This window comes from Janibacter sp. RAF52 (genome assembly GCF_052114035.1).
In the GTDB taxonomy this organism is placed as follows: Bacteria; Actinomycetota; Actinomycetes; order Actinomycetales; family Dermatophilaceae; genus Janibacter; species Janibacter hoylei.
In genome coordinates, this window is the sequence record NZ_JBFRDY010000003.1 from 127776 (window position 1) to 151036 (window position 23261).

At 71.1% G+C, this 23261-nt stretch carries 22 protein-coding genes and 2 pseudogenes; 16 read left to right on the top strand and 8 right to left on the bottom strand.

Features of this window, described 5'->3' with window-relative positions:
- The first annotated feature begins 21 nt into the window (after window positions 1-21).
- Entirely contained in the window at window positions 22-720 is a 699-nt protein-coding gene (locus AB4Y78_RS05100; protein ID WP_441713163.1) for an HAD family hydrolase, read from the top strand.
- On the opposite strand, the gene AB4Y78_RS05105 is transcribed toward AB4Y78_RS05100, so the two are convergent.
- The 3 genes and pseudogenes from AB4Y78_RS05105 to metH form a co-directional block, all read right to left on the bottom strand.
- Complete coding sequence (locus tag AB4Y78_RS05105; RefSeq protein WP_441713164.1) at window positions 717-1241, bottom strand: RecB family exonuclease; 525 nt, start codon at window positions 1239-1241, stop codon at window positions 717-719. The two genes, AB4Y78_RS05100 and AB4Y78_RS05105, sit on opposite strands and share 4 nt — an antisense overlap.
- A 59-nt stretch (window positions 1242-1300) precedes the next feature.
- Window positions 1301-1555 (bottom strand): annotated as a pseudogene (locus tag AB4Y78_RS05110) (RecB family exonuclease); the annotation flags it as partial.
- Window positions 1552-5274 carry a methionine synthase gene (gene metH, locus AB4Y78_RS05115; RefSeq protein WP_441713165.1) on the bottom strand — a complete coding sequence of 1241 codons (3723 nt, stop codon included), beginning with the start codon at window positions 5272-5274 and terminating at the stop codon, window positions 1552-1554. The pseudogene AB4Y78_RS05110 and the gene metH, both read right to left, overlap by 4 nt.
- A gap of 76 nt (window positions 5275-5350) precedes the next feature.
- Between metH and AB4Y78_RS05120 the strand changes: the two genes are divergently transcribed.
- Genes AB4Y78_RS05120 through arc form a run of 3 tightly spaced genes read left to right on the top strand, consistent with a single transcriptional unit; the run spans window position 5351 to window position 9207 of the window.
- Window positions 5351-6457, top strand: a complete 1107-nt coding sequence (locus AB4Y78_RS05120) for a site-2 protease family protein (protein ID WP_441713166.1) — start codon at window positions 5351-5353, stop codon at window positions 6455-6457.
- 11 nt (window positions 6458-6468) lie between these two features.
- Complete coding sequence (locus AB4Y78_RS05125) at window positions 6469-7488, top strand: tRNA (adenine-N1)-methyltransferase (protein WP_040880507.1); 1020 nt, start codon at window positions 6469-6471, stop codon at window positions 7486-7488.
- 60 nt (window positions 7489-7548) lie between these two features.
- Window positions 7549-9207: a proteasome ATPase gene (arc, locus tag AB4Y78_RS05130; RefSeq protein WP_441713167.1), complete on the top strand. Its 1659-nt coding sequence runs from the start codon at window positions 7549-7551 to the stop codon at window positions 9205-9207.
- A gap of 17 nt (window positions 9208-9224) precedes the next feature.
- On the opposite strand, the gene AB4Y78_RS05135 is transcribed toward arc, so the two are convergent.
- The 4 genes and pseudogenes from AB4Y78_RS05135 to AB4Y78_RS05150 all read right to left on the bottom strand — a co-directional run bounded on the left by AB4Y78_RS05135 (window position 9225) and on the right by AB4Y78_RS05150 (window position 11784).
- Entirely contained in the window at window positions 9225-9386 is a 162-nt protein-coding gene (locus AB4Y78_RS05135) for a hypothetical protein (protein ID WP_441713168.1), read from the bottom strand.
- 82 nt (window positions 9387-9468) lie between these two features.
- Window positions 9469-9831 (bottom strand): annotated as a pseudogene (locus AB4Y78_RS05140) (DUF3054 domain-containing protein); the annotation flags it as partial.
- Window positions 9815-10819 (bottom strand): alpha/beta hydrolase, encoded by a 1005-nt coding sequence (locus AB4Y78_RS05145; RefSeq protein ID WP_441713169.1) that lies wholly within the window; start codon window positions 10817-10819, stop codon window positions 9815-9817. The pseudogene AB4Y78_RS05140 and the gene AB4Y78_RS05145, both read right to left, overlap by 17 nt.
- Window positions 10816-11784 (bottom strand): alpha/beta hydrolase, encoded by a 969-nt coding sequence (locus AB4Y78_RS05150; RefSeq protein ID WP_259908962.1) that lies wholly within the window; start codon window positions 11782-11784, stop codon window positions 10816-10818. The genes AB4Y78_RS05145 and AB4Y78_RS05150 overlap by 4 nt, the downstream gene beginning before the upstream one ends.
- 338 nt (window positions 11785-12122) lie before the next feature.
- Between AB4Y78_RS05150 and AB4Y78_RS05155 the strand changes: the two genes are divergently transcribed.
- The 8 genes from AB4Y78_RS05155 to AB4Y78_RS05190 all read left to right on the top strand — a co-directional run bounded on the left by AB4Y78_RS05155 (window position 12123) and on the right by AB4Y78_RS05190 (window position 18855).
- Window positions 12123-12668: a GNAT family N-acetyltransferase gene (locus AB4Y78_RS05155; protein WP_441713170.1), complete on the top strand. Its 546-nt coding sequence runs from the start codon at window positions 12123-12125 to the stop codon at window positions 12666-12668.
- Between the two features lie 9 nt (window positions 12669-12677).
- Window positions 12678-14174, top strand: a complete 1497-nt coding sequence (gene dop, locus AB4Y78_RS05160; RefSeq protein WP_441713171.1) for a depupylase/deamidase Dop — start codon at window positions 12678-12680, stop codon at window positions 14172-14174.
- 33 nt (window positions 14175-14207) lie between these two features.
- Window positions 14208-14405 carry a ubiquitin-like protein Pup gene (locus AB4Y78_RS05165; RefSeq protein WP_007924235.1) on the top strand — a complete coding sequence of 66 codons (198 nt, stop codon included), beginning with the start codon at window positions 14208-14210 and terminating at the stop codon, window positions 14403-14405.
- Complete coding sequence (gene prcB / locus AB4Y78_RS05170; protein ID WP_441713172.1) at window positions 14402-15226, top strand: proteasome subunit beta; 825 nt, start codon at window positions 14402-14404, stop codon at window positions 15224-15226. Before AB4Y78_RS05165 ends, prcB begins: the two co-directional genes overlap by 4 nt.
- On the top strand, window positions 15223-15918 hold the full coding sequence (prcA, locus tag AB4Y78_RS05175; protein ID WP_441713173.1) for a proteasome subunit alpha: 696 nt from the start codon (window positions 15223-15225) through the stop codon (window positions 15916-15918). Before prcB ends, prcA begins: the two co-directional genes overlap by 4 nt.
- 9 nt (window positions 15919-15927) lie before the next feature.
- Window positions 15928-17316: a Pup--protein ligase gene (gene pafA / locus AB4Y78_RS05180; protein ID WP_441713174.1), complete on the top strand. Its 1389-nt coding sequence runs from the start codon at window positions 15928-15930 to the stop codon at window positions 17314-17316.
- Between the two features lie 70 nt (window positions 17317-17386).
- Complete coding sequence (locus AB4Y78_RS05185; RefSeq protein WP_282071350.1) at window positions 17387-18427, top strand: FKBP-type peptidyl-prolyl cis-trans isomerase; 1041 nt, start codon at window positions 17387-17389, stop codon at window positions 18425-18427.
- 41 nt (window positions 18428-18468) lie between these two features.
- Window positions 18469-18855: an FKBP-type peptidyl-prolyl cis-trans isomerase gene (locus AB4Y78_RS05190; protein WP_007924242.1), complete on the top strand. Its 387-nt coding sequence runs from the start codon at window positions 18469-18471 to the stop codon at window positions 18853-18855.
- Between the two features lie 124 nt (window positions 18856-18979).
- Here the strand turns inward: AB4Y78_RS05190 and AB4Y78_RS05195 are convergent, their stop codons facing one another.
- Window positions 18980-20077, bottom strand: a complete 1098-nt coding sequence (locus tag AB4Y78_RS05195; RefSeq protein WP_441713175.1) for a DUF3866 family protein — start codon at window positions 20075-20077, stop codon at window positions 18980-18982.
- A 38-nt stretch (window positions 20078-20115) separates the two neighbouring features.
- Between AB4Y78_RS05195 and AB4Y78_RS05200 the strand changes: the two genes are divergently transcribed.
- From AB4Y78_RS05200 to tatC, 4 genes are all read left to right on the top strand, one after another.
- The gene (locus AB4Y78_RS05200) at window positions 20116-21105 is read left to right on the top strand and encodes a helix-turn-helix transcriptional regulator (protein WP_265229421.1); all 990 of its coding nucleotides are present in this window, start codon (window positions 20116-20118) and stop codon (window positions 21103-21105) included.
- Window positions 21102-22064 (top strand): helix-turn-helix transcriptional regulator, encoded by a 963-nt coding sequence (locus AB4Y78_RS05205; RefSeq protein WP_282071355.1) that lies wholly within the window; start codon window positions 21102-21104, stop codon window positions 22062-22064. Before AB4Y78_RS05200 ends, AB4Y78_RS05205 begins: the two co-directional genes overlap by 4 nt.
- A gap of 66 nt (window positions 22065-22130) precedes the next feature.
- On the top strand, window positions 22131-22403 hold the full coding sequence (gene tatA, locus AB4Y78_RS05210) for a Sec-independent protein translocase subunit TatA (protein ID WP_441736915.1): 273 nt from the start codon (window positions 22131-22133) through the stop codon (window positions 22401-22403).
- A 26-nt stretch (window positions 22404-22429) separates the two neighbouring features.
- Window positions 22430-23257, top strand: a complete 828-nt coding sequence (gene tatC, locus AB4Y78_RS05215) for a twin-arginine translocase subunit TatC (protein WP_259908975.1) — start codon at window positions 22430-22432, stop codon at window positions 23255-23257.
- Window positions 23258-23261: the final 4 nt, after the last annotated feature.

Consider the following 23261-nt stretch of genomic DNA (forward strand, 5'->3'; position numbering starts at 1 on the left):
CGACGCGTACGGTGGGGCCTCGTGAGCACCGACACCACGCGGTCCGACGTCCGCGACCTGCCCGCCGCGGTCCTGTGGGACATGGACGGGACCCTCGTCGACACCGAGCCCTACTGGATCGTCGCGGAGCACGAGCTCGTCGAGGAGTTCGGCGGCACCTGGACCCACGAGCTGGCGCTCCAGCTCGTCGGCAACCCGCTCCTGGTCTCGGCGCAGTTCATCATCGACAACTCGCCCGTCGACCTGCCCGCGGAGCAGGTCGTGCACCGGCTGCAGTCCCGGGTGATCGAGCAGATCGCCGACGAGGTGCCGTGGCGCCCCGGGGCCCGCGAGCTGCTCGCGGCCTGTCGCGAGCTCGACATCCCGCAGGCGCTGGTGACGATGTCGTGGGCCGATCTCGCCGGTGCGGTCGTCGACGCCACGGAGCCCGGCTCCTTCGGCCTGGTCGTCTCCGGCGACCAGGTGACCCACGGCAAGCCCCACCCGGAGCCCTACGAGACCGCGGCCGAGCGACTGGGGGTGGAGCCGGCGACCTGCGTCGCCATCGAGGACTCGCCGACGGGCGTCCGGTCGGCCGCTGCTGCCGACGTGCCGACCCTCGCGGTCCCTCACGTGGTCGAGGTGCCCGACATCGCGGGCTCGGTGCGGATCCCGACGCTCACCGGGGTCACCCCCTTCGACCTCATGCCGCTCGCGCTGGGCGCGGTCGCGCGGCCCTAGACAGATGCGGGCGAAGGGGGCGGGTCGGCCTCCGGCGTGACGATCTCGATCGTCTCCGGCAGGTCCGGCGGCGTGCCGCCGAAGGCGGGGCACAGCGGCTTGAAGTCGCACCAGCCGCACAGCTTCGACGGGCTCGGCCGGAAGTCGCGCGTGGCGACGGCCTGCTCGATGGCGGTCCAGACGGCGCGGACGTTGCGCTCGAGCGCGAGCAGGTCCGCCTCGTCCGGTTCATAGCGCACGATCGTGCCGTCCTTGAGGTAGACGAGCTGCAGCAGGTCGGGGACCCGCCCGGTCCGTCGCCACATGACGAGGCCGTAGAACTTCATCTGGAAGAGCGCCTTGCCCTCGAAGCCCGCGGCCGGGGTGCGGCCCGTCTTGTAGTCGACGATGCGGACCTGACCCGTGGGCGCGATGTCGACCCGGTCGATGACGCCGCGCAGCAGCAGTCCGTCGAGCTGGGTCTCGACCTGTACCTCACGTTGAGAGGGCTCAGTCTCGACGGGTCCTCGAGGGTGAACCACCGGTCGACGAGGCGCTCGGCGGCAGCGAACCACGACTCCTCGGAGAGTGACGGGTCGTCGGTGATCAGGTCGGCCAGCTCGGGGCGCTCGGCGACGAGCGCCGCCCAGCACCCCGGCACGAGGGCGCGGGCTGCCTCCGGCGTGCGCTCGGCCGCCGGCAGGTCGAAGACCTCCTCGAGGACCGCGTGGACGAGGGTCCCGCGGGTCGCCGCCGGGGACGGGGCCTCGTCGAGGCGGTCGATCGTCCGCAGGCGAAACTTCAGCGGGCACTGCTTGAAGTCGGCGGCCCGCGAGGGGGAGAGCGCGGCCCTCACTCGGGCGAGTAGCCGAGGTTGGGGCCAAGCCAGCGCTCGGCCTCACGCATCGTCCAGCCCTTGCGCGCGGCGTAGTCCTCCACTTGGTCGCGACCGAGGCGTCCGACGACGAAGTACTGGCTCTCCGGGTGCGCGAAGTACCAGCCCGAGACCGCGGCGCCCGGCCACATCGCCATCCCTTCGGTGAGCTCGATGCCGATCTCGTCGACGTCGAGCAGCGACCACAGGGTCTGCTTCTCGGTGTGGTCGGGGCAGGCGGGGTAGCCCGGGGCCGGACGGATGCCGGAGTAGGCCTCCTTGATGAGCTCGGTGTTGTCCAGGGACTCCTGCGGTGCGTAGCCCCAGAACTCCGTGCGCACCCGCTCGTGCAGCCGCTCGGCGAAGGCCTCGGCGAAGCGGTCGGCGAGCGCCTCGAGGAGGATCGCGTTGTAGTCGTCGTTGTCCGCCTTGAACTGCGCGATCCGCTCCGCGACGCCGATGCCACCGGTGACCGCGAAGGCACCGATCCAGTCGGCCACCCCGGTCTCCCGAGGCGCGACGAAGTCCGCGAGGCTCCGGTTGGGCACCCCGGGCCGGTGCTTGCCCTGCTGGCGCAGCATGTGGAGCGTGTGGGCGACCTCGATGCGCGACTCGTCGGTGTAGATCTCGATGTCGTCGCCGACGGCATTGGCGGGGAAGAGGCCGATGACCCCCTTCGCCGTCAGCCACCGCTCCTCGATGATGCGGTCGAGCATCGTCTGGGCCTCGTCGTAGAGCTTGCGTGCCACCTCGCCCGTCGCCGGGTTGTTGAGGATGTCGGGGAAGGACCCCTTGAGCTCCCACGCGTTGAAGAAGGGCTGCCAGTCGAAGTACTCGCGCAGCTCGGCGAGGTCGTAGTCGGCAAAGACCATCCGCGTCGGCGTGACCCCGGTGAGGTGCGGGTGCTCGACGCTCCAGTCGATCGGGGTCCGCGCGTCACGGGCCTCGTCGTAGCTCAGCATCGGCCGGTCGTTGGTCTTGGCCGCGTGCCGCTGCCGCAGCGACTCGTAGTCGGCAGCGATCTCGTCGAGCAGCTTGGTCCGCCCGGTGTCGCTGAGCAGCTGGCTGACGACGGGCACCGACCGCGAGGCGTCCTTGACCCAGACGACGGGCCCGTCGTACTGCTGGTCCACCTTGACCGCGGTGTGGGCCCGGGAGGTCGTCGCACCACCGAGGAGCAGCGGGATGTCGAAGCCCTGACGCTGCATCTCGGAGGCCACCCCGACCATCTCGTCGAGCGAAGGGGTGATCAGCCCGGACAGTCCGATGACGTCGGCCCCGTGCTCCTTGGCCGTGTCGAGGATCTTTTGCGTCGGCACCATGACCCCGAGGTCGATGACCTCGTAGTTGTTGCACTGCAGCACGACGCCGACGATGTTCTTGCCGATGTCGTGGACGTCGCCCTTGACCGTCGCCATGACGATCAGGCCCTTGGACCGGCTCTCGTCGCCCGGCTTCTTCGCCGCCTCGATGAAGGGGATGAGGTGGGCGACGGCCTTCTTCATCACGCGGGCCGACTTGACGACCTGCGGGAGAAACATCTTGCCCTCGCCGAAGAGGTCGCCGACGACGCCCATGCCGTCCATGAGGGGGCCCTCGATGACCTCGAGCGGCGCACCGCCGGCGGCGTCGATCTCGAGGCGCAGGGCCTCGGTGTCCTCGACGACCCAGGTGTCGATGCCCTTGACGAGGGAGTGGGTGATCCGCTCACGCAGGGGCAGCTCGCGCCACTCCTGGGTCGCGGTCTCCTCGACGGCGCCGGTGCCACGGTGCTGCTCGGCGATCTCGAGCAGTCGCTCCGTGGAGTCGGGACGCCGGTTGAGCACGACGTCCTCGATCCGCTCGCGCAGCTGCGGATCGAGCGTGTCGTAGGGGACGAGGGCCCCGGCGTTGACGATGCCCATGTCCATGCCGGCGTTGATCGAGTGGTACAGGAAGACGGCGTGGATCGCCTCGCGGACGGGGTTGTTGCCGCGGAAGCTGAAGGAGACGTTGGAGACACCGCCGGAGACGAGCGCCCCCGGCAGGTTGTCCTTGATCCAGCGGGTGGCCTCGATGAAGTCGGTGCCGTAGGCAGCGTGCTCCTCGATGCCCGTGGCCAGCGCGAAGATGTTGGGGTCGAAGACGATGTCCTCGGCAGGGAAGCCGACCTCCTCGGTGAGGATCGTGTAGGCCCGCTGGGCGATCTCCTTGCGACGCTCGAGGTTGTCGGCCTGGCCCTCCTCGTCGAAGCCCATGACGACGACCGCGGCCCCGTACTTGCGGCACAGCCGGGCCTGCTCGACGAAGGGCTCGACCCCCTCCTTCATCGAGATGGAGTTGACGATCGCCTTGCCCTGGGTGCGCTGCAGGCCGGTCTCGATGACCTCCCACTTCGAGGAGTCGATCATCAGCGGGACGCGGGAGATGTCCGGCTCGGAACTGACGAGGTTGACGAAGGTGCCCATGGCGGCGACGCCGTCGAGCATGCCCTCGTCCATGTTGATGTCGATGACCTGCGCGCCGCTCTCGACCTGCTGGGCCGCGACGGCGAGGGCGGCCGGGTAGTCGTCGGCCTCGATGAGCTTGCGGAACTTCGCCGATCCGGTGACGTTGGTCCGCTCGCCGACGTTGACGAAGAGGGAGTCGGCGGTGACGTTGAAGGGCTCCAGGCCCGACAGTCGCAGTGCCGGCTCGACCTCGGCCGGCACGTGCGGGTTGGCGCCGGCCGCCCCCTCCGCGATGGCGGCGATGTGCTCGGGGGTCGAGCCGCAGCATCCACCGAGCAGGTTGACCAAGCCGCTCGTCGCGAACTCCGCGACGAGGGAGGCCATGTGCGCGGGGTCCTGGTCGTACTCGCCGAAGGCATTGGGCAGCCCGGCATTCGGGTAGGCCGAGACGAAGGTGTCGGCGACCCGGCCCATCTCCACGATGTACTGCCGCAGCTCCTCGGCACCGAGGGCGCAGTTGAGCCCGACGGCGAGTGGCTGCGCGTGCCGGACCGAGTTCCAGAAGGCCTCGGTCGTCTGCCCCGTGAGCGTGCGCCCCGAGGCATCGGTGATCGTCCCCGAGATGATGACCGGCCAGCGGCGACCGTGCTGCTCGAAGAGCGTCTCGAGCGCGAAGATCGCGGCCTTGGCGTTGAGCGTGTCGAAGATCGTCTCGATGATGAGCAGGTCGACACCGCCCTCGACGAGGCCTTCCGCCTGCTCGAGGTAGGCCGTGACGAGCTCGTCGAAGGTGATGTTGCGCTTCGCGGGGTCGTTGACGTCGGGGGAGATGGACGCCGTGCGGTTCGTCGGGCCGAGCGCACCCATGACCCAGCGCGGTCGGGTCGGGTCCTTGGCCGTGTACTCGTCCGCAGCGGCGCGGGCCAGGCGCGCGGCCGCGACGTTCATCTCCCGGGAGAGCTCCTCCATGCCGTAGTCGGCCATAGAGATGCGCTGCGCGTTGAAGGTGTTGGTCTCGATGAGGTCCGCGCCGGCCTCGAGGTACTCCCGGTGCAGCTGGGTGATCAGCTCCGGTTGGGTGAGCACGAGCAGGTCGTTGTTGCCCTTGAGGTCGCTGCTCCAGTCGGCGAAGCGCTCCCCGCGGAAGTCCTCCTCGGACAGGCCCTGGCGCTGGATCATCGTGCCCATCGCGCCGTCCATGATGAGGACGCGCTCGCGGAGCGCCTCCTCGAGCTGGGGTGTGGCGTCGGGGCGGAGGGCGGTGTCGGTCACCGGGTGATCCTGTCGCAGAAGGCTCGATGGGCAACCGCCATTATCACCATTCGGTCTCCTCGCCTAGGGTCTGGGCATGGCCGAGACCCCCCAGGAGCACCCCCGAGGCATCCGTCTGGCCACCATCGGCTCGGTCCCCGTGTACCTCGGCTGGTCCTGGCTGCTCATGGGTGGACTCATCGTCTTCATCGTCGGGCCGGGCAGCGCGCAGGCGCACGGCCCGGTGACCGGGTACGGCATCGCGGTCGTCTACGCGCTCGCGCTCCTGCTGAGCGTCCTCGCCCACGAGGCGGCCCACGCCGTGACCGCACGCGCCTTCGGGCACACGGTCCACCGGGTCGTGGCCGACCTCTGGGGCGGGCACACGGCCTTCGAGGCGGCGCGCTCGACCCCGGCCACGGCCGCGGCCATCGCCGTGGTCGGCCCGCTGACCAATGCGGTGATCGCCATCGTCTGCCTCGTCGCCTCGACGGTGCTCGGGTCGGGCATCCCCGGACTGGTGCTCGGCGGCATCGCCTTCGTCAACGGCGCGCTCGCGGTGCTCAACCTGCTGCCGGGCCTGCCCCTCGACGGCGGGCAAATCGTCGAGGCCGGCGTGTGGGCGGTGACCCGTGACCAGGGGCGGGCCCGGGTCGTCGCCGGCGTCTTGGGCCGCGGTCTGGTCGTCGTCATCGTCGTCGCCGTCATCGGCGTACCCCTGCTGGCCGGCCGCTCACCGCAGCTGACGACGGTCCTGTGGACCGCGCTCGTCGGGAGCTTCCTGTGGACCGGGGCGACCTCCGCCATCGCCCACGGCCGGGCGCTGCAGCAGATCAACCGCCTCGACGTGCGCTCGCTGATCGAGCCGGCCGCACCGATACGCCGGGACGCCCCGGTGGGCGAGCTGACCTCCCTTCGTGCCCTGCCCGTGGTGGTCGACGAGGCGGGCCGGCCGGCCGGGGTCATCGACCACGACGCCCTGCGCGGGATCGCCCCTGACGCCGTCGACCGCACCCCGGTCTCCGCCGTGACCGTCGCGGCGCCGGAGGGCTGGGCCGTCGAGCTCGTCCCCGGACACGAAGCGGTCGACCTCGTCACCGCCTTCCAGGAGTCGCGCGGCCGGGTCGTCGCGGTGACCGAAGGGGGAGCGCTGCGGGGCATCGTGCGGGTCGAGCGGGTCAACGCGGCCTTCGGACGCAACTAGACTCGCCGACCATGACCGCCACCGGATCCGCCTACCGCCGCGGCCCCTTCCGTGAAGGTGACCGCGTGCAGCTGACCGACCCCAAGGGGCGCCTGCACACGATCACGCTCACGCCGGGCAAGCAGTTCCACACCCACCGCGGGCACGTCAAGCACGACGACCTCATCGGTGCGCCCGACGGGTCGACGATCACCAACACGGCGGGCACCGAGTACCTCGCGCTGCGACCGCTGCTGTCCGACTACGTCATGTCGATGCCGCGCGGCGCCGCCGTCGTCTACCCCAAGGACGCGGGCCAGATCGTCCAGATGGCCGACGTCTTCCCAGGGGCGACGGTCGTCGAGGCCGGTGTGGGGTCGGGTGCGCTGTCGATGTCGCTGCTGCGCGCGGTCGGCGACGAGGGGCGGGTGCTGTCCTTCGAGCGGCGGGCGGACTTCGCCGAGATCGCCAGGGCCAATGCGCAGGCCTTCTTCGGGGAGGACCACCCGGCGTGGTCCGTCACCGTGGGCGACCTCGTCGAGTCGCTGCCGTCGGCGGTCGAGCCGGGCTCCGTCGACCGTGTCGTGCTCGACATGCTCGCGCCGTGGGAGTGCCTCGAGGTCGTCGCCGACGCGCTGACTCCGGGCGGGGTCCTCATCTGCTACGTCGCGACCGCGACCCAGCTGAGCAAGGTCGCCGAGGCGATGCGTGACTTCGGCACCTTCACCGAGCCGGAGGCCTGGGAGTCGCTCGTGCGCGGCTGGCACCTCGAGGGTCTCGCCGTGCGCCCGCAGCACCGGATGCACGGCCACACCGGCTTCCTCATCACGACCCGCCGCCTCGCCCCAGGCGTGACGCCGCCGATGCGCAAGCGTCGCCCGGGCAAGGGCTACGCGGCCCAGGAGGAGTCCGGCCAGCCGGACGTGGCCCCCGAGCCGATGCCCGGCGCCGACGACGCCGAGTGGACGTCGGAGGCCCTCGGTGAGCGGGTCGCCTCGGAGAAGAAGATGCGCAAGCTCGCCCGAGGTGTGGTCCCCCCGACCCCACGGTGAGGCGAAGGGGGACACTGGGACCCAGAGCGCCGTCACCTCGGCGGGAAGGGAGCACGACAGATGACGACAGAGCCCACCCCCCAGGACGTGCGGGCACTGCAGGACAAGCTCACCCACCAGCAGTCGCAGATGGCGAGCGTGGCCTCGCAGAACGAACGACTCGTGCGGACCCTCAAGGATGCTCGCCAGCAGATCGTCACCCTGCGTGAGGAGATCGAGCGCCTGGCCCAGCCCCCTTCGTCCTACGCGGTGGTCGTCGACGTCCACGACGACGGCAGCGCCGACGTGCTGAGCGGGGGCCGCAAGATGCACGTCGCGGTCTCGCCGGCGGTGGAGTCGGGGGGGCTCGGGGTCGGCCGCGAGGTGCGGCTCAACGAAGCGATGAACATCGTGTCGGTGCACCCGGAGGACGTCGCCGGCGAGGTGGTCGTCGTCAAGGAGGTGCTCGACGAGGATCGGCTGCTCGTCCTCATGCGCCAGGACGAGGAGCGGGTCGTGCGCCGCGGCGCCCGGGTCACGGGCAAGCAGGTGCGGGTCGGTGACGCCGTCCTCGTCGACCAGCGCAGCAACATCGCGGTCGAGCGGATCCCGCGGGCGGAGGTTGCCGACCTGGTCCTCGAGGAGGTCCCCGACCTCGGCTACGACGACATCGGGGGGCTGAGCGAGCAGATCGAGGCGATCCGCGATGCCGTCGAGCTGCCCTACCTGCATGCCGACCTCTACGAGCGGCACCAGCTCAAGGCGCCGAAGGGGGTCCTGCTCTACGGTCCTCCCGGCAACGGCAAGACGATGATCGCCAAGGCGGTCGCGGCCTCGCTGGCCCGCAAGGTGGCCGAGCGCACCGGTCAGGAGAGCGCGACGGCCTACTTCCTCAACATCAAGGGCCCGGAGCTGCTCAACAAGTACGTCGGCGAGACCGAGCGGCACATCCGCCTGATCTTCCACCGGGCCCGGGAGAAGTCGAGCGACGGCACCCCCGTCGTCGTCTTCTTCGACGAGATGGACAGCCTCTTCCGCACCCGTGGCTCGGGGGTCTCCTCGGACGTCGAGACGACGATCGTCCCGCAGCTGCTCGCCGAGATCGACGGCGTGGAGGGCCTGGACAACGTCATCGTCATCGGGGCGACCAACCGCGAGGACATGATCGACCCCGCGATCCTGCGGCCGGGGCGGCTCGATGTGAAGATCAAGATCGAGCGCCCCGACGCCGAGGGCGCGCGAGACATCTTCACCAAGTACCTCACCGCGGACCTGCCGCTGCACCCGGAGGACCTCGAGGAGCACGACGGCGACCGGCAGGCGACGGTCGACGGGATGATCGAGGCGGCCGTGGACCACATGTACGCGGAGTCCGACGACAACCAGTTCCTCGAGGTGACCTACCAGGGCGGCGACAAGGAGATCCTCTACTTCAAGGACTTCAACTCGGGCGCGATGATCCAAAACATCGTCGACCGCGCGAAGAAGTCCGCGATCAAGGACTTCCTCGGCACCGGCACCGAGGGCGTGCGCGTGGGGCACCTGCTCGACGCCTGCGTTACGGAGTTCAAGGAAAACGAGGATCTGCCCAACACGACCAACCCGGACGACTGGGCGCGGATCTCGGGCAAGAAGGGCGAGCGGATCGTCTACATCCGCACCCTCATCGGCGGCAAGTCCGGCGGCGCTGAACCGGGGCGCTCGATCGACACCGGCTCGCGCACCGGCCAGTACCTCTGACGGCCGGGGCGGTCCCCTCAGCGGTCCTCGCGCGAGCGGGGCTGGCGGATCCCGAGCTCGTCGACGACCCGGTCGCGGTCGGCCGGGTCGACGAGCCCGCGCCCGCGGGTCTCGTCGCGCGGTCCCTCGAGCGACTCGAGGTCGAGCGGGTCGCCGACGCGGGTGTGCTGCGTGGGCACCCGGCCGCGACGCTGGCTGCGCGGGCGCTCCTGCGGGGCGGGGGGGGCGGCGCCGATCGATCGCCCACAGGACGAGGCGCCAGCCCACGAGGGTGACCCCGAGGAAGATCGTCGCGACGATGACGAAGGGCAGGGCCGTGCCCTGACCGACCATGTCGCGCAGGGCCATCCCACCGAAGACCGTGGCGATCCAGACCGTCAGGCCGTGCCACCAGCGGGTCGGCCAGGTCTGGCTCGACAGGACGACGACGAGCCAGCCGAGAGCCAGCCCGCCGAGGAAGGGCCAGGCCGTGTCCCACCAGCCGGCGGGGTCGAGCGGCTCCTCGTGGGTGCGCCGCCCGATGAGCGTGAAGACGGCGACGACGAGGACGTCGACGCCGGCCGCGAGGGCGGTCCGGCCCCGCGGGGCGGTGAGGGGCTCGTCCCGCTCACGCACGGCCGTCACCCCCGACGAGGTGCCGTCGGATCTCGGTGACGAGCTCGTGACGGCTCTGCGCGCCGGCTCGGGCCACCCCCGGGAAGCTCGCGAAGCCGTGCGGCAGCCCGAGGTAGTTGGTGACGCGCACCTCGACGCCGACGGCGCGCAGGGCCTCGGCGTAGCGCAGGCCGTCGTCGCGGATCGGGTCGAGGTCGGCGGTCTGCACCAGGGCCGGGGCGACCCCGGTGACGTCGCCGAAGAGCGGCGAGACGATCGGGTCGGCGTAGGCGACCGCGTCCTGCGCGTCGCCGATGTAGAGGGTGCGGAAGGCGATGATCTTGTCCTCGGTGAGGATCGCCCCGTCGGCGTGCTCCCTGATCGAGGGCGAGGCCATCGTCAGGTCCGTCGCAGGGTAGATCAGCGCCTGGTGGCGGATCACCGGCTCGCCGGCACTCGTGCGCAGGTCCCGCAGCTGCTGGGCGACGATGGCGGAGAGGTTGCCGCCGGCGGAGTCGCCGCACAGACCGATCCGGTCCCGGTCGACGCCGTGGTCGGCATGGTCGTGGAGCCAGCGCACGACGTCGATCGCGTCGTACGAGGCCGTCGGCGCCCGGTGGTCGGGCGCCATCCGGTAGTCGACGCTCACGACGACCGCGTCGAGCTCGGCCGCGAGGTGGCCGCACAGCGGGTCGTACATCCGGGTCGACCCCTGGACCCAGCCGCCGCCGTGGAGGTAGACGAGGAGGGGGCGGTCCTCCCTTCGTCCGGCCGGCGTGTACCACCGCAGGGGGATGCTCGCCCCGTCGCGGGCCGGCGCGGAGCTCTCGTCGATCGTCACGCCCGAGGGCACCCGCCCGGTGATCCACGAGAAGGGGGGAGTGGTCGGGTAGACCTTGGCTCGGGCTGCGCGGATGTCGTCGAGCGTGGCGTCGACGATCGAGACCCGACCGATGTTGTCGAGGAAGGTCGTCAGGGTCGCGACGAGCGGGGGCAGGCCGGGGTAGGGGCGCTTCACGGGTGCTCCTCGTGCAGGTGGTGGGCGATCTCGCCGATGAGCTCTTCGAGAGCGGGCTGGGCGGCCGGTGCGAGCCCGGGCAAGGTCTGGTAGCCGTGGGGCGCGCCGCGGTAGGTCGTGTGGCGGACCTCGACCCCCGCCTCACGCAGCGCCTGCGCGTAGGCGTCGCCGTCGGGACGAAGGGGGTCGACCTCAGCCGTCTGCACGAGCGCCGGCGGCAGACCGGTGAGGTCACCGAGAGCGGGGGAGATGACGGGGTCGCGGTCGTCGCCCTCCTCACCGAGGTAGAGGCTGCGGAAGGACCGCATCATGTCGGGGGTGAGCACCGGGTAGCGCTGGTTGAGCAGCTGCAGGTCGTCGGTCTCGCGGTCGGTGAGGTCCGGCGCGGGGTAGACGAGGGCCTGGTGCCGCAGTCCGGGGAAGCCCTCGTCGCGCAGGGTCTGGGCGATGCCGGCGGCGAGGTTGCCACCGGCGCTGTCGCCGGTCACCCCGACGGCATCGGTGCGCGCGCCGATCTCGGCGGCGTGCTCGATCGCCCAGCGGGTGGCGTCGAGGCAGTCGTGGGCCGCCAGGGGAGCGCGGTGCTCGGGAGCCATCCGGTAGCCGACCGTGACGACGACGACCCGTGCCTGCGCGGCGATCCGCGTGCACAGCGGGTCGTAGACGCCCATGTGGCCGAGGACGAAGCCGCCGCCGTGGAAGTGCATGAGCAGCGGGAGCGGCCCGTCGGCCTCGGGGCGGTGGACCCGGATCTTCAGCTCGTGGCCGTCGCGGGCCGCGATCCGCCGGGTCTGCGAGGTCACGCCGCGCTCGGGGCGTCCGAAGAACCACGTGTACGGGGCCCGCATCGGGATGTTGGCGCGCATCCGCGACAGCTGGGCGGCCGTCATCTCCTCGGCGGGCACGCCCTTGCGGGTCAGCCACCCCAGCACCCGCGTCCGCCACGGCATCCACGTCGTCCTCATCGCCCCATTCCAGCATGCGGCCTCCTCGTCCGACCCCTGAGGAGGTCTCGGGCTGGCTGGTGTGCGCATCTCCCTAGGCAAATTCGCTTCCCCCGGTCCCTGAGGAGGTCGCCCAGCGAGACCTCCCCCCCCCGGTCCCTGAGGAGGTCGCCCAGCGAGACCTCCCCCCCCCGGTCCCTGAGGAGGTCGCCCAGCGACCCTGGCCCTCGATCCCTGAGGAGTTCGCCCAGCGACCCTGGCCCCTCGATCCCTGAGGAGGTCGCCCAGCGACCGTCTCGAAGGGATCTGGCCCCGAAAGTCGGTGGTGCCCCGGGGCCCGTTGCACGAGCATGGCCGTCATGAGTCTGGTGACCCCGACCCTGGTGACCGAGCGGCTGCGGCTGCGCCCCCTGGAGGACGAGGACGCAGGCTTCCTCTGGGAGCTGATGTCCGCCCCCTTCGTCCTGCGCTACTGGGACGAGCCGCCGTGGAGGGATCCGTCGATGGCCCAGAGGTTCGTCGACCAGTCCCGCAGCGCCGCCTCCGAAGGGAGTGGTGCGCGGGTGCTGGTCGAGAGGGTGCAGGACGGTGAGCGGCTGGGGTGGTGCGGGGTGAGCAGCTGGGACCCGACCTTCCGCAGCGCGGAGCTGACCCTGTGTTTCGGGCAGGCCTCCTGGGGTCACGGTCACGCGACCGAGGCCGGCGCGGCCCTGCTCGACTGGGCGTACGCCACCCTCGACCTCAACCGCGTCGAGGCCATGGCGGACACGCGCAACATCGCCTGCGGGCGAGTCCTGCACAAGCTGGGCTTCGTCCTCGAGGGCACACTGCGGGAGGACTGCGTCGTCGACGGGGTCGTCTCCGATTCGTGGGTCTTCGGACTGCTCGCGAGGGACCGCACCTAGGGTGGGCCCATGAGCGTGCGGCGGGTCATGGGCATCGAGACCGAGTACGGCATCGCGGTGCCGGGGCAGCCCTGGGCCAACCCGATGACCGCGTCCGGCGAGGTCGTCACGACCTATGCGCGGGCGCACGGACTGCGCTCCGGTCACGGGGCGTGGGACTACAGCGACGAGCACCCGCTCGTCGACGCGCGCGGCTTCGAGCTGCCGCGCTCGCGCGCCGACGCCTCCCAGCTCACCGACGTCGAGGACCCGACCCTCGCCAACGTCGTGCTCGTCAACGGCGCGCGCCTCTACGTCGACCACGCACACCCCGAGTACTCCTCGCCGGAGGTGACCTCGCCGCGCGACGCGCTCATCTGGGACCGTGCGGGCGAGCTGGTCATGCGCGAGGTCGTCGCCCGGCTGGCCGGACGCGAGCCGGGCATCAACCTCTACAAGAACAACACCGACGGCAAGGGCGCCTCCTACGGCACGCACGAAAACTACCTCGTCGAGCGGAGCACCCCCTTCGAGCGGATCGTCGCGCAGCTGACCCCCTTCTTCGTCGTCCGGCAGGTGCTCTGCGGCGCCGGGAGGGTCGGCATCGGCCAGGAGAGCGAGCGGGCTGGCTACCAGATCTCCTCGCGCAGCGACTTCTTCGAGGCGACCGTCGGTCTCGAGACGACCTTCAAGCGGCCGATCATCAACACCCGCGACGAGCCGCACGCCGACCCCGACCGCTGGCGCCGGCTGCACGTCATCATCGGCGACGCCAACCAGGCCGACGTCGCGGGTCTGGTCAAGGTCGGCGCGACCTCGCTCGTCCTGCGGCTCATCGAGGCCGGCGCCGTGGACCGCGACCTCGAGGTGCTCCACCCCGTCGAGGCGCTGCGGGTGGTCTCGCACGACCCGACCTGCCGCGCGACGGTGCGGATGCGCGACGGCCGCGACCTCACCGCGGTGCAGATCCTCGCCGAGTACCTCGAGATGGCGCGCGCCTTCGTCGATCGCGAGGGCAGCGACCCGGCGACCGACGAGGTCCTCGACCACTGGGAGCGGCTGCTCGGCCTGCTCGCCGGCGACCCGCTCGACGCCGCCGCCGACATCGACTGGGTCGCCAAGCTCGCTCTCCTGCAGCGCTACCGCGACCGCGACGGTCTGGCGTGGGACGACCACCGGCTGCGCGCCATCGACATCCAGTGGTCGGACGTGCGCCCGGACAAGGGCATCTTCCACAAGCTCGAGGCCGCGGGCCGGATCACCCGGCTGACGACCGACGCCGAGGTCGAGGCGGCCGTCTCGACCCCACCGGCCGACACCCGCGCGTGGTTGCGCGGGCGGGTGGTCGAGGCCTTCGGCGAGCAGGTCGTCTCCGCGTCCTGGGACGCCCTCGTGCTGCGGCTGCCGCGAGCCGGGCACGTGGTCCGCGTGGCGATGCCCGACCCGCTGGCCCTCGGTCGGGACGGCACGGAGGCCCTCGTCTCGGGCGGTGACGTGGACTCCCTCGTCGCCGGCCTCGGGGCATAGGGTCGGGGCACGACCCGTAGCGAAGGAGCAACGATGGCCCAGGAGCAGATCCGTCCCCAGTCGAGCGGTGGCGGCGACGACGTCGAGCCGGACACGGGCTTCGGTCAGGTCGCGGCGACCAACGCCGCGCGCGACGAGGAGGTCGACTCCGTGCTCGACGAGATCGACGGTGTCCTCGAGGCCAATGCCGAGGAGTTCGTCAAGGGCTTCGTGCAGAAGGGCGGCCAGTGAGCCGCGACCCCGTCGACGGACGACTGCCGGCCGCCTACCTCGCGGCCGGCAGCTCCTCCTTCACGGACTTCGTCGCCGCGGTCGACCCGGGCCTGCTGCCCGGGGGCCGGGCGACGGGAGCGGCGGGAGTCGTCGACGCGCCGCACGGCACGACGATCGTCGCGCTGACCTGCAGCGGCGGTCTGGTCATGGCCGGCGACCGCCGCGCGACCATGGGCAGCCTCATCGCCAACCGTGACATGCGCAAGATCCACGCGGCCGACGACAGCTCGCTCATCGGCATCGCCGGCACGGCGGGCGTGTCCCTGGAAATGGTGCGCCTCTTCCAGGTCGAGCTCGAGCACTACGAAAAGGTCGAGGGCGTCGTCATGTCCGTCGAGGGCAAGGCCAATCGTCTCGCGGCGATGCTCCGCGGCAACCTCGCCCTGGCCATGCAGGGTCTGTCCGTCCTGCCGGTGCTCGGCGGGTACGACGCCGCGTTGGGGGCGGGCCGCATCTTCTCCTACGACGTCACCGGCGGGTGCTACGAGGAGCAGGAGCACCACAGCGTCGGCTCCGGCTCGCTCTTCGCCCGCGGTGCCCTGAAGAAGCTCTGGCACCCGGACCTCGACCGGGCTGCCGCGGTGCGGGTGGCGGTCGAGGTGCTCTACGACGCCGCCGACGACGACTCCGCGACGGGGGGCCCGGACGTCCACCGCCGGATCTGGCCGGTCGTCGGGGTCGTCGACGCGTCGGGGGTCTCCTTCGTCGACGACGCGAAGTGCGAGCAGGTCGTCACGCAGGTCCTCGCGGACCGTCACGGGGGAGGTGCCCGCGCATGACGCAGCCACCCTTCTACGTATCCCCGGAGCAGGTCATGGCTGACCGGGCGGAGTTCGCCCGTGCCGGCATCGCCCGCGGCCGCTCGGTCGTCGTCCTCGGCTACGACGAGGGCATCCTCCTCGTCGCCGACAACCCGAGCAGCCGCTCGCTCAACAAGATCAGCGAGATCCACGACCGCATCGCCTTCGTCGGGGTCGGCAAGTACAACGAGTTCGAAAACCTGCGGGTCGCCGGCATCCGCTACGCCGACCTGCGGGGCTACTCCTACGACCGCTCCGACGTCACGGCCCGTGCTCTGGCCAATGCCTACGCGCAGACGCTCGGCACCGTCTTCACCCAGGACCAGAAGCCCTACGAGGTCGAGATCGTCGTCGCCGAGGTCGGTCGCGCAGTCGCCGACGACCGGATCTACCGCCTCACCTACGACGGATCCATCGCCGACGAGCGCGGCTGGGTCGCGGTCGGCGGCGACAGCGCCCGGCTCAACGAGCTGCTCGACGAGCAGTGGCGGCCGGGCATGGACCTCGAGGACGCCCACCGGCTCGCCGTGGAGGTCCTCTCCGGCTCGGCCGAAGGGGGCGACGCCGGCGGGCTGCTGCCGACCGACGCCCTCGAGACCGCAGTGCTGGAGCGGCACCGTCCCCGGCGGTGCTTCCGGCGGGTGCGTGGCTCCCTTCGCGGCGACGGTTAGCCTGCAGACGTGGACAGGCGCATCTTCGGCATCGAGACCGAGTTCGGCATCACGGCGGTCTCGGACGGTCAGCGGCGGCTCACACCCGACGAGGTGGCGCGCTACCTCTTCCGCAAGGTGGTCACCTGGGGCCGCTCGAGCAATGTCTTCCTGCCCAACGGCTCCCGTCTCTACCTCGACGTCGGCAGCCACCCGGAGTACGCGACCGCCGAGTGCGACGACCTGACCACGCTCATCGCCCACGACCGGGCCGGTGAGCTCGTCGTGCAGGACCTCGTCGACGACGCCCAGGCTCGGCTCGAGGAGGACGGCGTCGCGGGGGAGATCTACGTCTTCAAGAACAACGTCGACTCCGCGGGCAACTCCTACGGCTGCCACGAAAACTTCCTCGTGCAGCGCACCTCGGACTTCGCGTCCGTCACCGACGGGCTGCTGCCCTTCCTCATCACCCGCCAGCTGATCGCCGGCACCGGCAAGATCATGCCCTCGCCCCGCGGCGCGCGGTTTTCGGTCAGTCAGCGAGCCGACCACATCTGGGAGGGGGTGTCGTCGGCGACGACCCGCTCGCGGCCGATCATCAACACCCGCGACGAGCCGCACGCCGACGCGGAGCACTACCGCCGGATGCACGTCATCGTCGGTGACTCGGCGATGACCGAGACGACCACGCTGCTCAAGGTGGGCGCCGCCCACCTCGTGCTGCGGATGCTCGAGGAGGGCGTCGCCCTGCCGGACATGGCGCTCGACAACCCGATCCGGGCGATCCGCGACATCAGCCTCGACCCGACCGGACGCACCCCGGTCAAGCTCGCCGACGGGCGGCGGATGAGTGCCCTCGAGATCCAGGGGGAGTACCTCGCCCGGGCCACGGAGCACGCGGCCCGCGAGGGCATCGACGACGAGGTGAGCACACGGGTGCTCGACCTCTGGGAGCGCACGCTCGACGCGATCGAGCGTGACGACCTGGCCGCCGTCGGCACCGAGATCGACTGGGTCATCAAGTACCGCCTGCTCGACGCCTACGCGAGCCGCCACGGGCTCGACCTCGACGACCCGCGTCTGGCCCAGCTCGACCTCGCCTACCACGACATCAACCCGCGCCGCGGCGTCCACCACGTGCTGCAGCGCGCGGGCAAGATCGCGCGCGTCGTCACCGACGAGCAGATCCGCGAGGCGGTCGACGTACCGCCGCAGACGACGCGTGCACGGCTGCGCGGCGACTTCGTCCGCACGGCACGCGAGCACGGGCGTGATGTCACCGTCGACTGGGTGCACCTGAAGATCAACGACGAGGCGCAGCGCACCGTGCTGTGCAAGGACCCCTTCCGCGCGGTGGACGAGCGGGTCGACCGGCTGCTCGAGCTGCTGGCGTCGCGGCCCACCCCGACGGGCCCCTGAGTCAGGCAGTGTCCAGACTCGGTGGTTAGGCTGCCGTGGCCAACGCGTTTCCCACACATCGAGGTTGATCGTGCCGAAGTCCCCCCGACTGACCACCGCTGCCGCGGTGTCCGCCGCCGCCGTGCTCGCGCTCAGTGCCTGTGGCGGTGACTCCGACACCGACGCGACGAGTGACGGCAAGACCGACGCGTCGGCCTCGTCGTCCGAGTCCTCGCCGGTGACCCTCGCGGACCCCAAGCCGGAGGACACCAAGAAGGTCGAGGACATCGACATCACGGAGGCCAAGGGCAAGAAGGCGCCGTCGATCTCGATCGAGGACAAGCCGCTGAGCGTCACCGAGACGACGCGCAAGGTGCTCGACGAGGGGTCCGGCGAGACCCTGCCGGACGACGCCTACGTCGAGGTCGACCTCGCCATGTTTTCCGGCAAGGACGGCAAGGCCATCGAGGGCTCCGAGACGTACACGAGTGCCCCGATCGTCCTCTCCCTCGGCAACGAGGGCGCCCTGCCGGGCCTCGTGAAGTCGATCAAGGGGCAGAAGGTCGGCGCCCACGGCGTCTCCGTCATGCCGCCCAAGGACCTCTTCGGCGACCAGGGCATGCCCCAGTACGGCGTCGACGGCAAGGACAACCTCGTCCTCGTCTACGACGTGCGCGGCATCATGCCGCAGGAGGCGAAGGGCAAGGCCGTCACGCCCAAGGACAAGACCCTGCCGACCGTGAAGTGGAAGGCCGACGCGCCCGCTGACATCACCATCCCCAAGGACGCACCCAAGCCGAAGAAGCTCGTCACCGAGAAGCTCATCGAGGGCACCGGCAAGACGGTCAAGAAGGGCGACCAAGTGTACGTCAGCTACACCGGCGTGAAGTTCAAGAGCGGTGAGGTCTTCGACAGCTCCTTCAAGGAGGGCCGCGGGCCCTTCCCCTTCGTCGTCGGTCAGCAGGGCGTCATCCCCGGCTGGGACAAGGCCGTGGAGGGCTCCAAGGTCGGCGACCGTCTGCTCGTCGTCGTCCCGTCCAAGGAGGGCTACGGCGAGCAGGGCACCCCGGACGGCTCGATCAAGCCCAACGAGGACCTCGTCTTCGTCGTCGACATCCTCAGCGCACCCTGACCCGACCCCACCCCCGCCACACCCACGACAAGGAGAGCCACATGCCCTTCGACCCCAGCACCACCAAGCCCGAGATCGACTTCCCCGAGGGCGAGGCGCCCACCGACCTCGTCGTCGAGGACATCACCGTCGGTGACGGTGCCGAGGTGACCCCCGGGTCACCCATCCAGGCGCACTACGTCGGCGTCGCCCACTCGACCGGTGAGGAGTTCGACGCGTCGTGGAACCGCGGCGCCCCGCTCGCCTTCACCGCCGGCATCGGCCAGGTCATCAAGGGCTGGGACGACGGCCTCCTCGGCATGAAGGAGGGTGGTCGCCGCAAGATCACCATCCCGCCGCACCTCGGCTACGGCGACCGCGGCGCCGGCGCTGCCATCAAGGGTGGCGAGACGCTGATCTTCGTCGTGGACCTCGTCAAGGTCGGCTGACCCCGACCTCACCCCTGCTCCACCCGCCCCCGGCGCATCTCCTCAGGGAGGTGTCGCCGGGGGCCGCGCATTTACCTAGGGAAATGCGGCTGGCGTGCGCATTTCCCTAGGGAGATGCGGGAGTTCAGGGGAGCAGGGCTGCGGCGTGCTGGCCGGCCAGGGCCGCGGTGACGAAGGGGGTGACGTCCTCCGTCGCGCTCCGGCCCATGCTCGTCAGCGGGACCGGGCTCGTGGCGAGCGCTTCGGCGATCCCGTCGAGGGGCAGCGGTACCAGGTGCGGCGCGCCGGCCGACGTGCTGATCGCCGTCTCGAGCTGCTCACGGACATCCGGCCAGGGCGCCGCGGTCGAGTCCGCGACGACGACGTCGGCCCCACCGAGCAGCGCCCGCGAGACCACGGTGGCCGTGTGGTGCGAGAGCCCGACGTGCCGTGGGCGCGGGTCGCTGCCGGAGACCCGCGGCACGACGACGCCCCGCCCGCGCAGGACGTGGACCGCGTTGAGCACGTCGCCGGTGGACAGCCCGGACCAGCCCCACGTCGTCGACGAGCCGGCATTGCCCGGCCCTTGGGCGACGACGACGACGTCGCATCCGAGGACGTGCCGGGCGGCGAGGAGCGCCGAGTGCACCGTGATCGCCTCGTGCTCCCCGCCGTAGGCCTGCCCTGCCGTGATCGTCGTCGCGAGCCAGCCGGCCTCGACGAGCCGGGCCGCGCTGTCGGAGAGGGCGAAGGGGAGAGCCGCCGAGTCGGTCATGACGTACCCGACCCGCGCCTGCGGCGCGACCGACCGGATGCCGGCGAGGACGGCTGGCAGGGCCGAGTGCAGCTCGGCCACGACGACCGGCAGCCCGCGCAGGTCGCCGCCGGCGATGTCGGGGTGCTCGCGCATCGTCTCGTGGTGGGGTGACTCCTGCTCCTCGAGGGCCAGGACCATCTGCTGCAGCGGTGTGTAGCGCGCCTTGACGATGTGCCCGGGGCCGTCTGCCGGGTCGGCGGGCGGGCGGGTGACGTCGGCGACGACGAGCGCCATGCCGCCCGTCCCGAGACCTCGGCGCAGGGCCGAGATGTTGAGCAGCACCTCGTCGCCGGGCTCCGGAGAGCCGACGGCCTCGGTGAGGGCCAGCGCGGGGACGTCCGCCCCGTCGACCTCGACGCGCAGCCGGACCGCGCCGCGCCGGGCACGGGTCACCTCGCGGACCACGCCGCTGCGCCAGTGGATCATGTGCGGCAGGTTAGCCTCAGCGTGACGAAGGGAGCGACGTGGCGGCACCCAACACCCCCGCGGCCAAGACGGAGCGACTGCTCAACCTGACGATGAGCCTGCTCTCGTCGCGGATGCCGCTGCCCAAGCAGCGGATCCGTCGCATGGTCGAGGCCTACCAGCTCGTCGAGTCCGACGAGGCCTTCGACCGGATGTTCGAGCGCGACAAGGAGGACCTGCGCGCCATGGGCATCCCGCTCGTCACCGAGGACATCGGCTCCTTCGAGGACGAGCAGGGGTACCGCATCGACCAGCGCGACTACGCCCTGCCGCCCGTCGAGCTCACCGCCGACGAGCGCGCCGTCGTCGGGCTCGCGAGCCGCGCCTGGGCGCACGCGACGATGGCCGGCACCGCCGCGACGGCCTGGCGCAAGGTCGCGGCCGACGACGAGGTGGGGGAGGACCCCTTCGCCGGTCTCGAGCCGCGGCTCGGTGGCGCGGAGCCGGCCTTCGAGCCCCTCAAGGACGCCGTGCTGTCGGGGGTCGCCGTCCGCTTCGACTACGCCCGCCCCGGGACCGGCGGAGCCGCCCCGCGCCGGGTCGAGCCCTGGTACCTCACCGCGTGGCACGGTCGGTGGTACCTCGTCGGCCACGACCTCGACCGAGAGGCTGCGCGCGTCTTCCGCCTGTCGCGGATCACCTCGACCGTCACGGTCACCCGCGAGTCGATCACCGTCGCCCCGCCCGACGACGTCGACCCGGTGCGCATGATCGCCGCCGTCGACGGCCGCGAGCCCCAGCCGCTGCCGGCGGTGCTGCGCGTGCGCGTCGGCGCGGGCCACGGGCTGCGCCGACGCGCCGCGCGCGTCGAGCACGCCGAGCCGCAGTGGGACCGCCTGCGCCTCGAGCACGGTGACCTGCGCTGGCTCGCCGACGAGATCGCCAGTCACGGCGCCGACGTCGTCGTCGAGGAGCCCACCGAGCTGCGCGAGGCCGTCGTCTCCCGGCTGCGGGCCGTCGCCACCCAGCACGAAGGGAGCCCCCGATGAGTCGTCAGGGTGTCGAGTCTGCGACGAGCCGCGTCCAGCGGCTGCTGACGATGGTCCCGTGGCTCGTGAGCCGCCAGGGGATCGAGATCTCCGCGGCGGCCGCCGGGCTGGGGATCAGCGAGGAGCAGCTGACCAAGGACCTCGACCTGCTCTTCATGTGCGGGTACGGGCAGATGCCCGACGAGATGATCGAGGCGAGCTACGAGGGCGGCCGCGTCTTCGTCACCAATGCCGATGCCATCGCCCGCCCGCTCCGGCTCACCGTCGACGAGGCGATCTCGCTGATCGTCGGGCTGCGCTCGCTCGCCGCGAGCGGCGCCGGCGACTCCAGCGCGGTCGAGCGTGCCCTGGCCAAGCTCGAGGAGGCGACCGGGGCGATCCCCGGGGTCGACCGGGTGGTGGTCGTCGAGGACGACACCGAGGTCGGACGCACCACAGCGGCCCTGCGCGACGCCGTGACCGCCGGCCGCCGCGTGCACCTGTCCTACGTCGTCCCGAGTCGCGACGAGCGCACCGAGCGCGATGTCGACCCGATGCGGCTGGCCCACGTCGACGGTCACTGGTACCTCGAGGGCTGGTGCCACCGGGCGCAGGACGTGCGCCTCTTCCGCGTCGACCGGATCGAGGACCTCGAGGTGCTCGACGTGCCGGCCCGGCTGCCCGAGGGCATCACCGGTCGCGACCTCAGCGCCGGCGCCTACCAGGCCAGTGACGCCGACCTGCCGGTCACCCTGCGCCTCGCGCCGTCCGCCCACTGGGTCGCGGAGTACTACCCGGTGACATCTCGCGAAACGGCGGGTGAAGATCTGCTCGTCACGCTCCCGACGAGCAACGAGGGATTCCTCCGCCGTCTCGTGCTGCGGCTGGGCGGTGGGGCGCAGGTCGTCGCGCCCTCGGACCTGCGCACCGTCGTCGGACATGCAGTGGCCGACGCCCTCAGCGCATACGGTGCGTCGTGAGGCGACACCCGACGGCCCCTCACCGGGTCGTACACTGACGAAGTACCGGCTACGAAAGGCGTTTCCATGCTCAGCGGCATCGGACCGATGGAGATCATTCTCGTCCTGCTCGTCATCCTGCTGCTCTTCGGCTTCAAGAAGCTCCCGGACGCCGCGCGCAGCGTCGGCAAGTCCGCCCGCGTCTTCAAGGCCGAGGTCAACGAGATGAAGGAAGAGGACCGTCAGCGCGAGGAGGCGAAGAAGGCCCGCGACGGCGGCAGCACCCCGACCGCCGACGGCAACGCCGTCATCGACGAGGCCAAGCCCCGCACGGACAACCAGTCCGGCCCGGTGGCCTGAGCCACCCCCCTTCGTCCTCAACCCGCATGGCTCGTAGCCCACGCACGCCCAAGGACCCCGAGGGGCGGATGCCGCTCAAGGCGCACCTCATCGAGTTCCGCAACCGGCTGATGGTCTCGGCCGCGGCGATCGTCCTCGGCGCGATCGTCGCGTGGATCATCTACCCGACGGTCTACGAGCAGCTCACCCTGCCCTTCACGGAGTACAAGAGGGCCAACCCCGACAGCGTCGTCACGCTGAACTTCGGCAACGCGACCTCGGCCTTCACCACCCAGCTCGGGCTCTCTCTCTTCACCGGCGTGATCCTCGCCAGCCCGATCTGGGTCTGGCAGATCTGGGCCTTCATCCTGCCCGGGCTGACCAAGCGTGAGAAGCGGATGTCGATCGGCGTCTTCGCGACGGCGCTGCCACTCTTCCTCGGCGGCTGCTACTTCGCCTACGTCACCCTGCCCAAGGCGCTGCTCATCCTCTTCGGCTTCACGCCGGACGACAACAAGTCGAGCAACATCCAGCAGGCGAGCGACTACTTCACCTTCATCACCCGCTTCATCCTCGCCTTCGGCCTAGCCTGGCTGCTGCCGGTCTTCCTCGTCGGTCTGTGCGCCATCGGCGTACTCTCGGGCAAGACGCTCAAGAAGTCCTGGCGGGTGGCGATCCTGCTGATCTTCATCGCCTCCGCGGTGATCACGCCGACGCCGGACCCCTTCACGATGTTCCTGCTCGCCGGCCCGCTGTGCCTGCTGTACTTCATCGCGCTCGGGGTCTGCCTGCTCATCGACAAGCGGCGGGTCGAGGCCGGCGAGGAGCCGGACTGGTCGGACCTGCCGGACGACCAGGCCTCACCGCTGCGCTGACGCC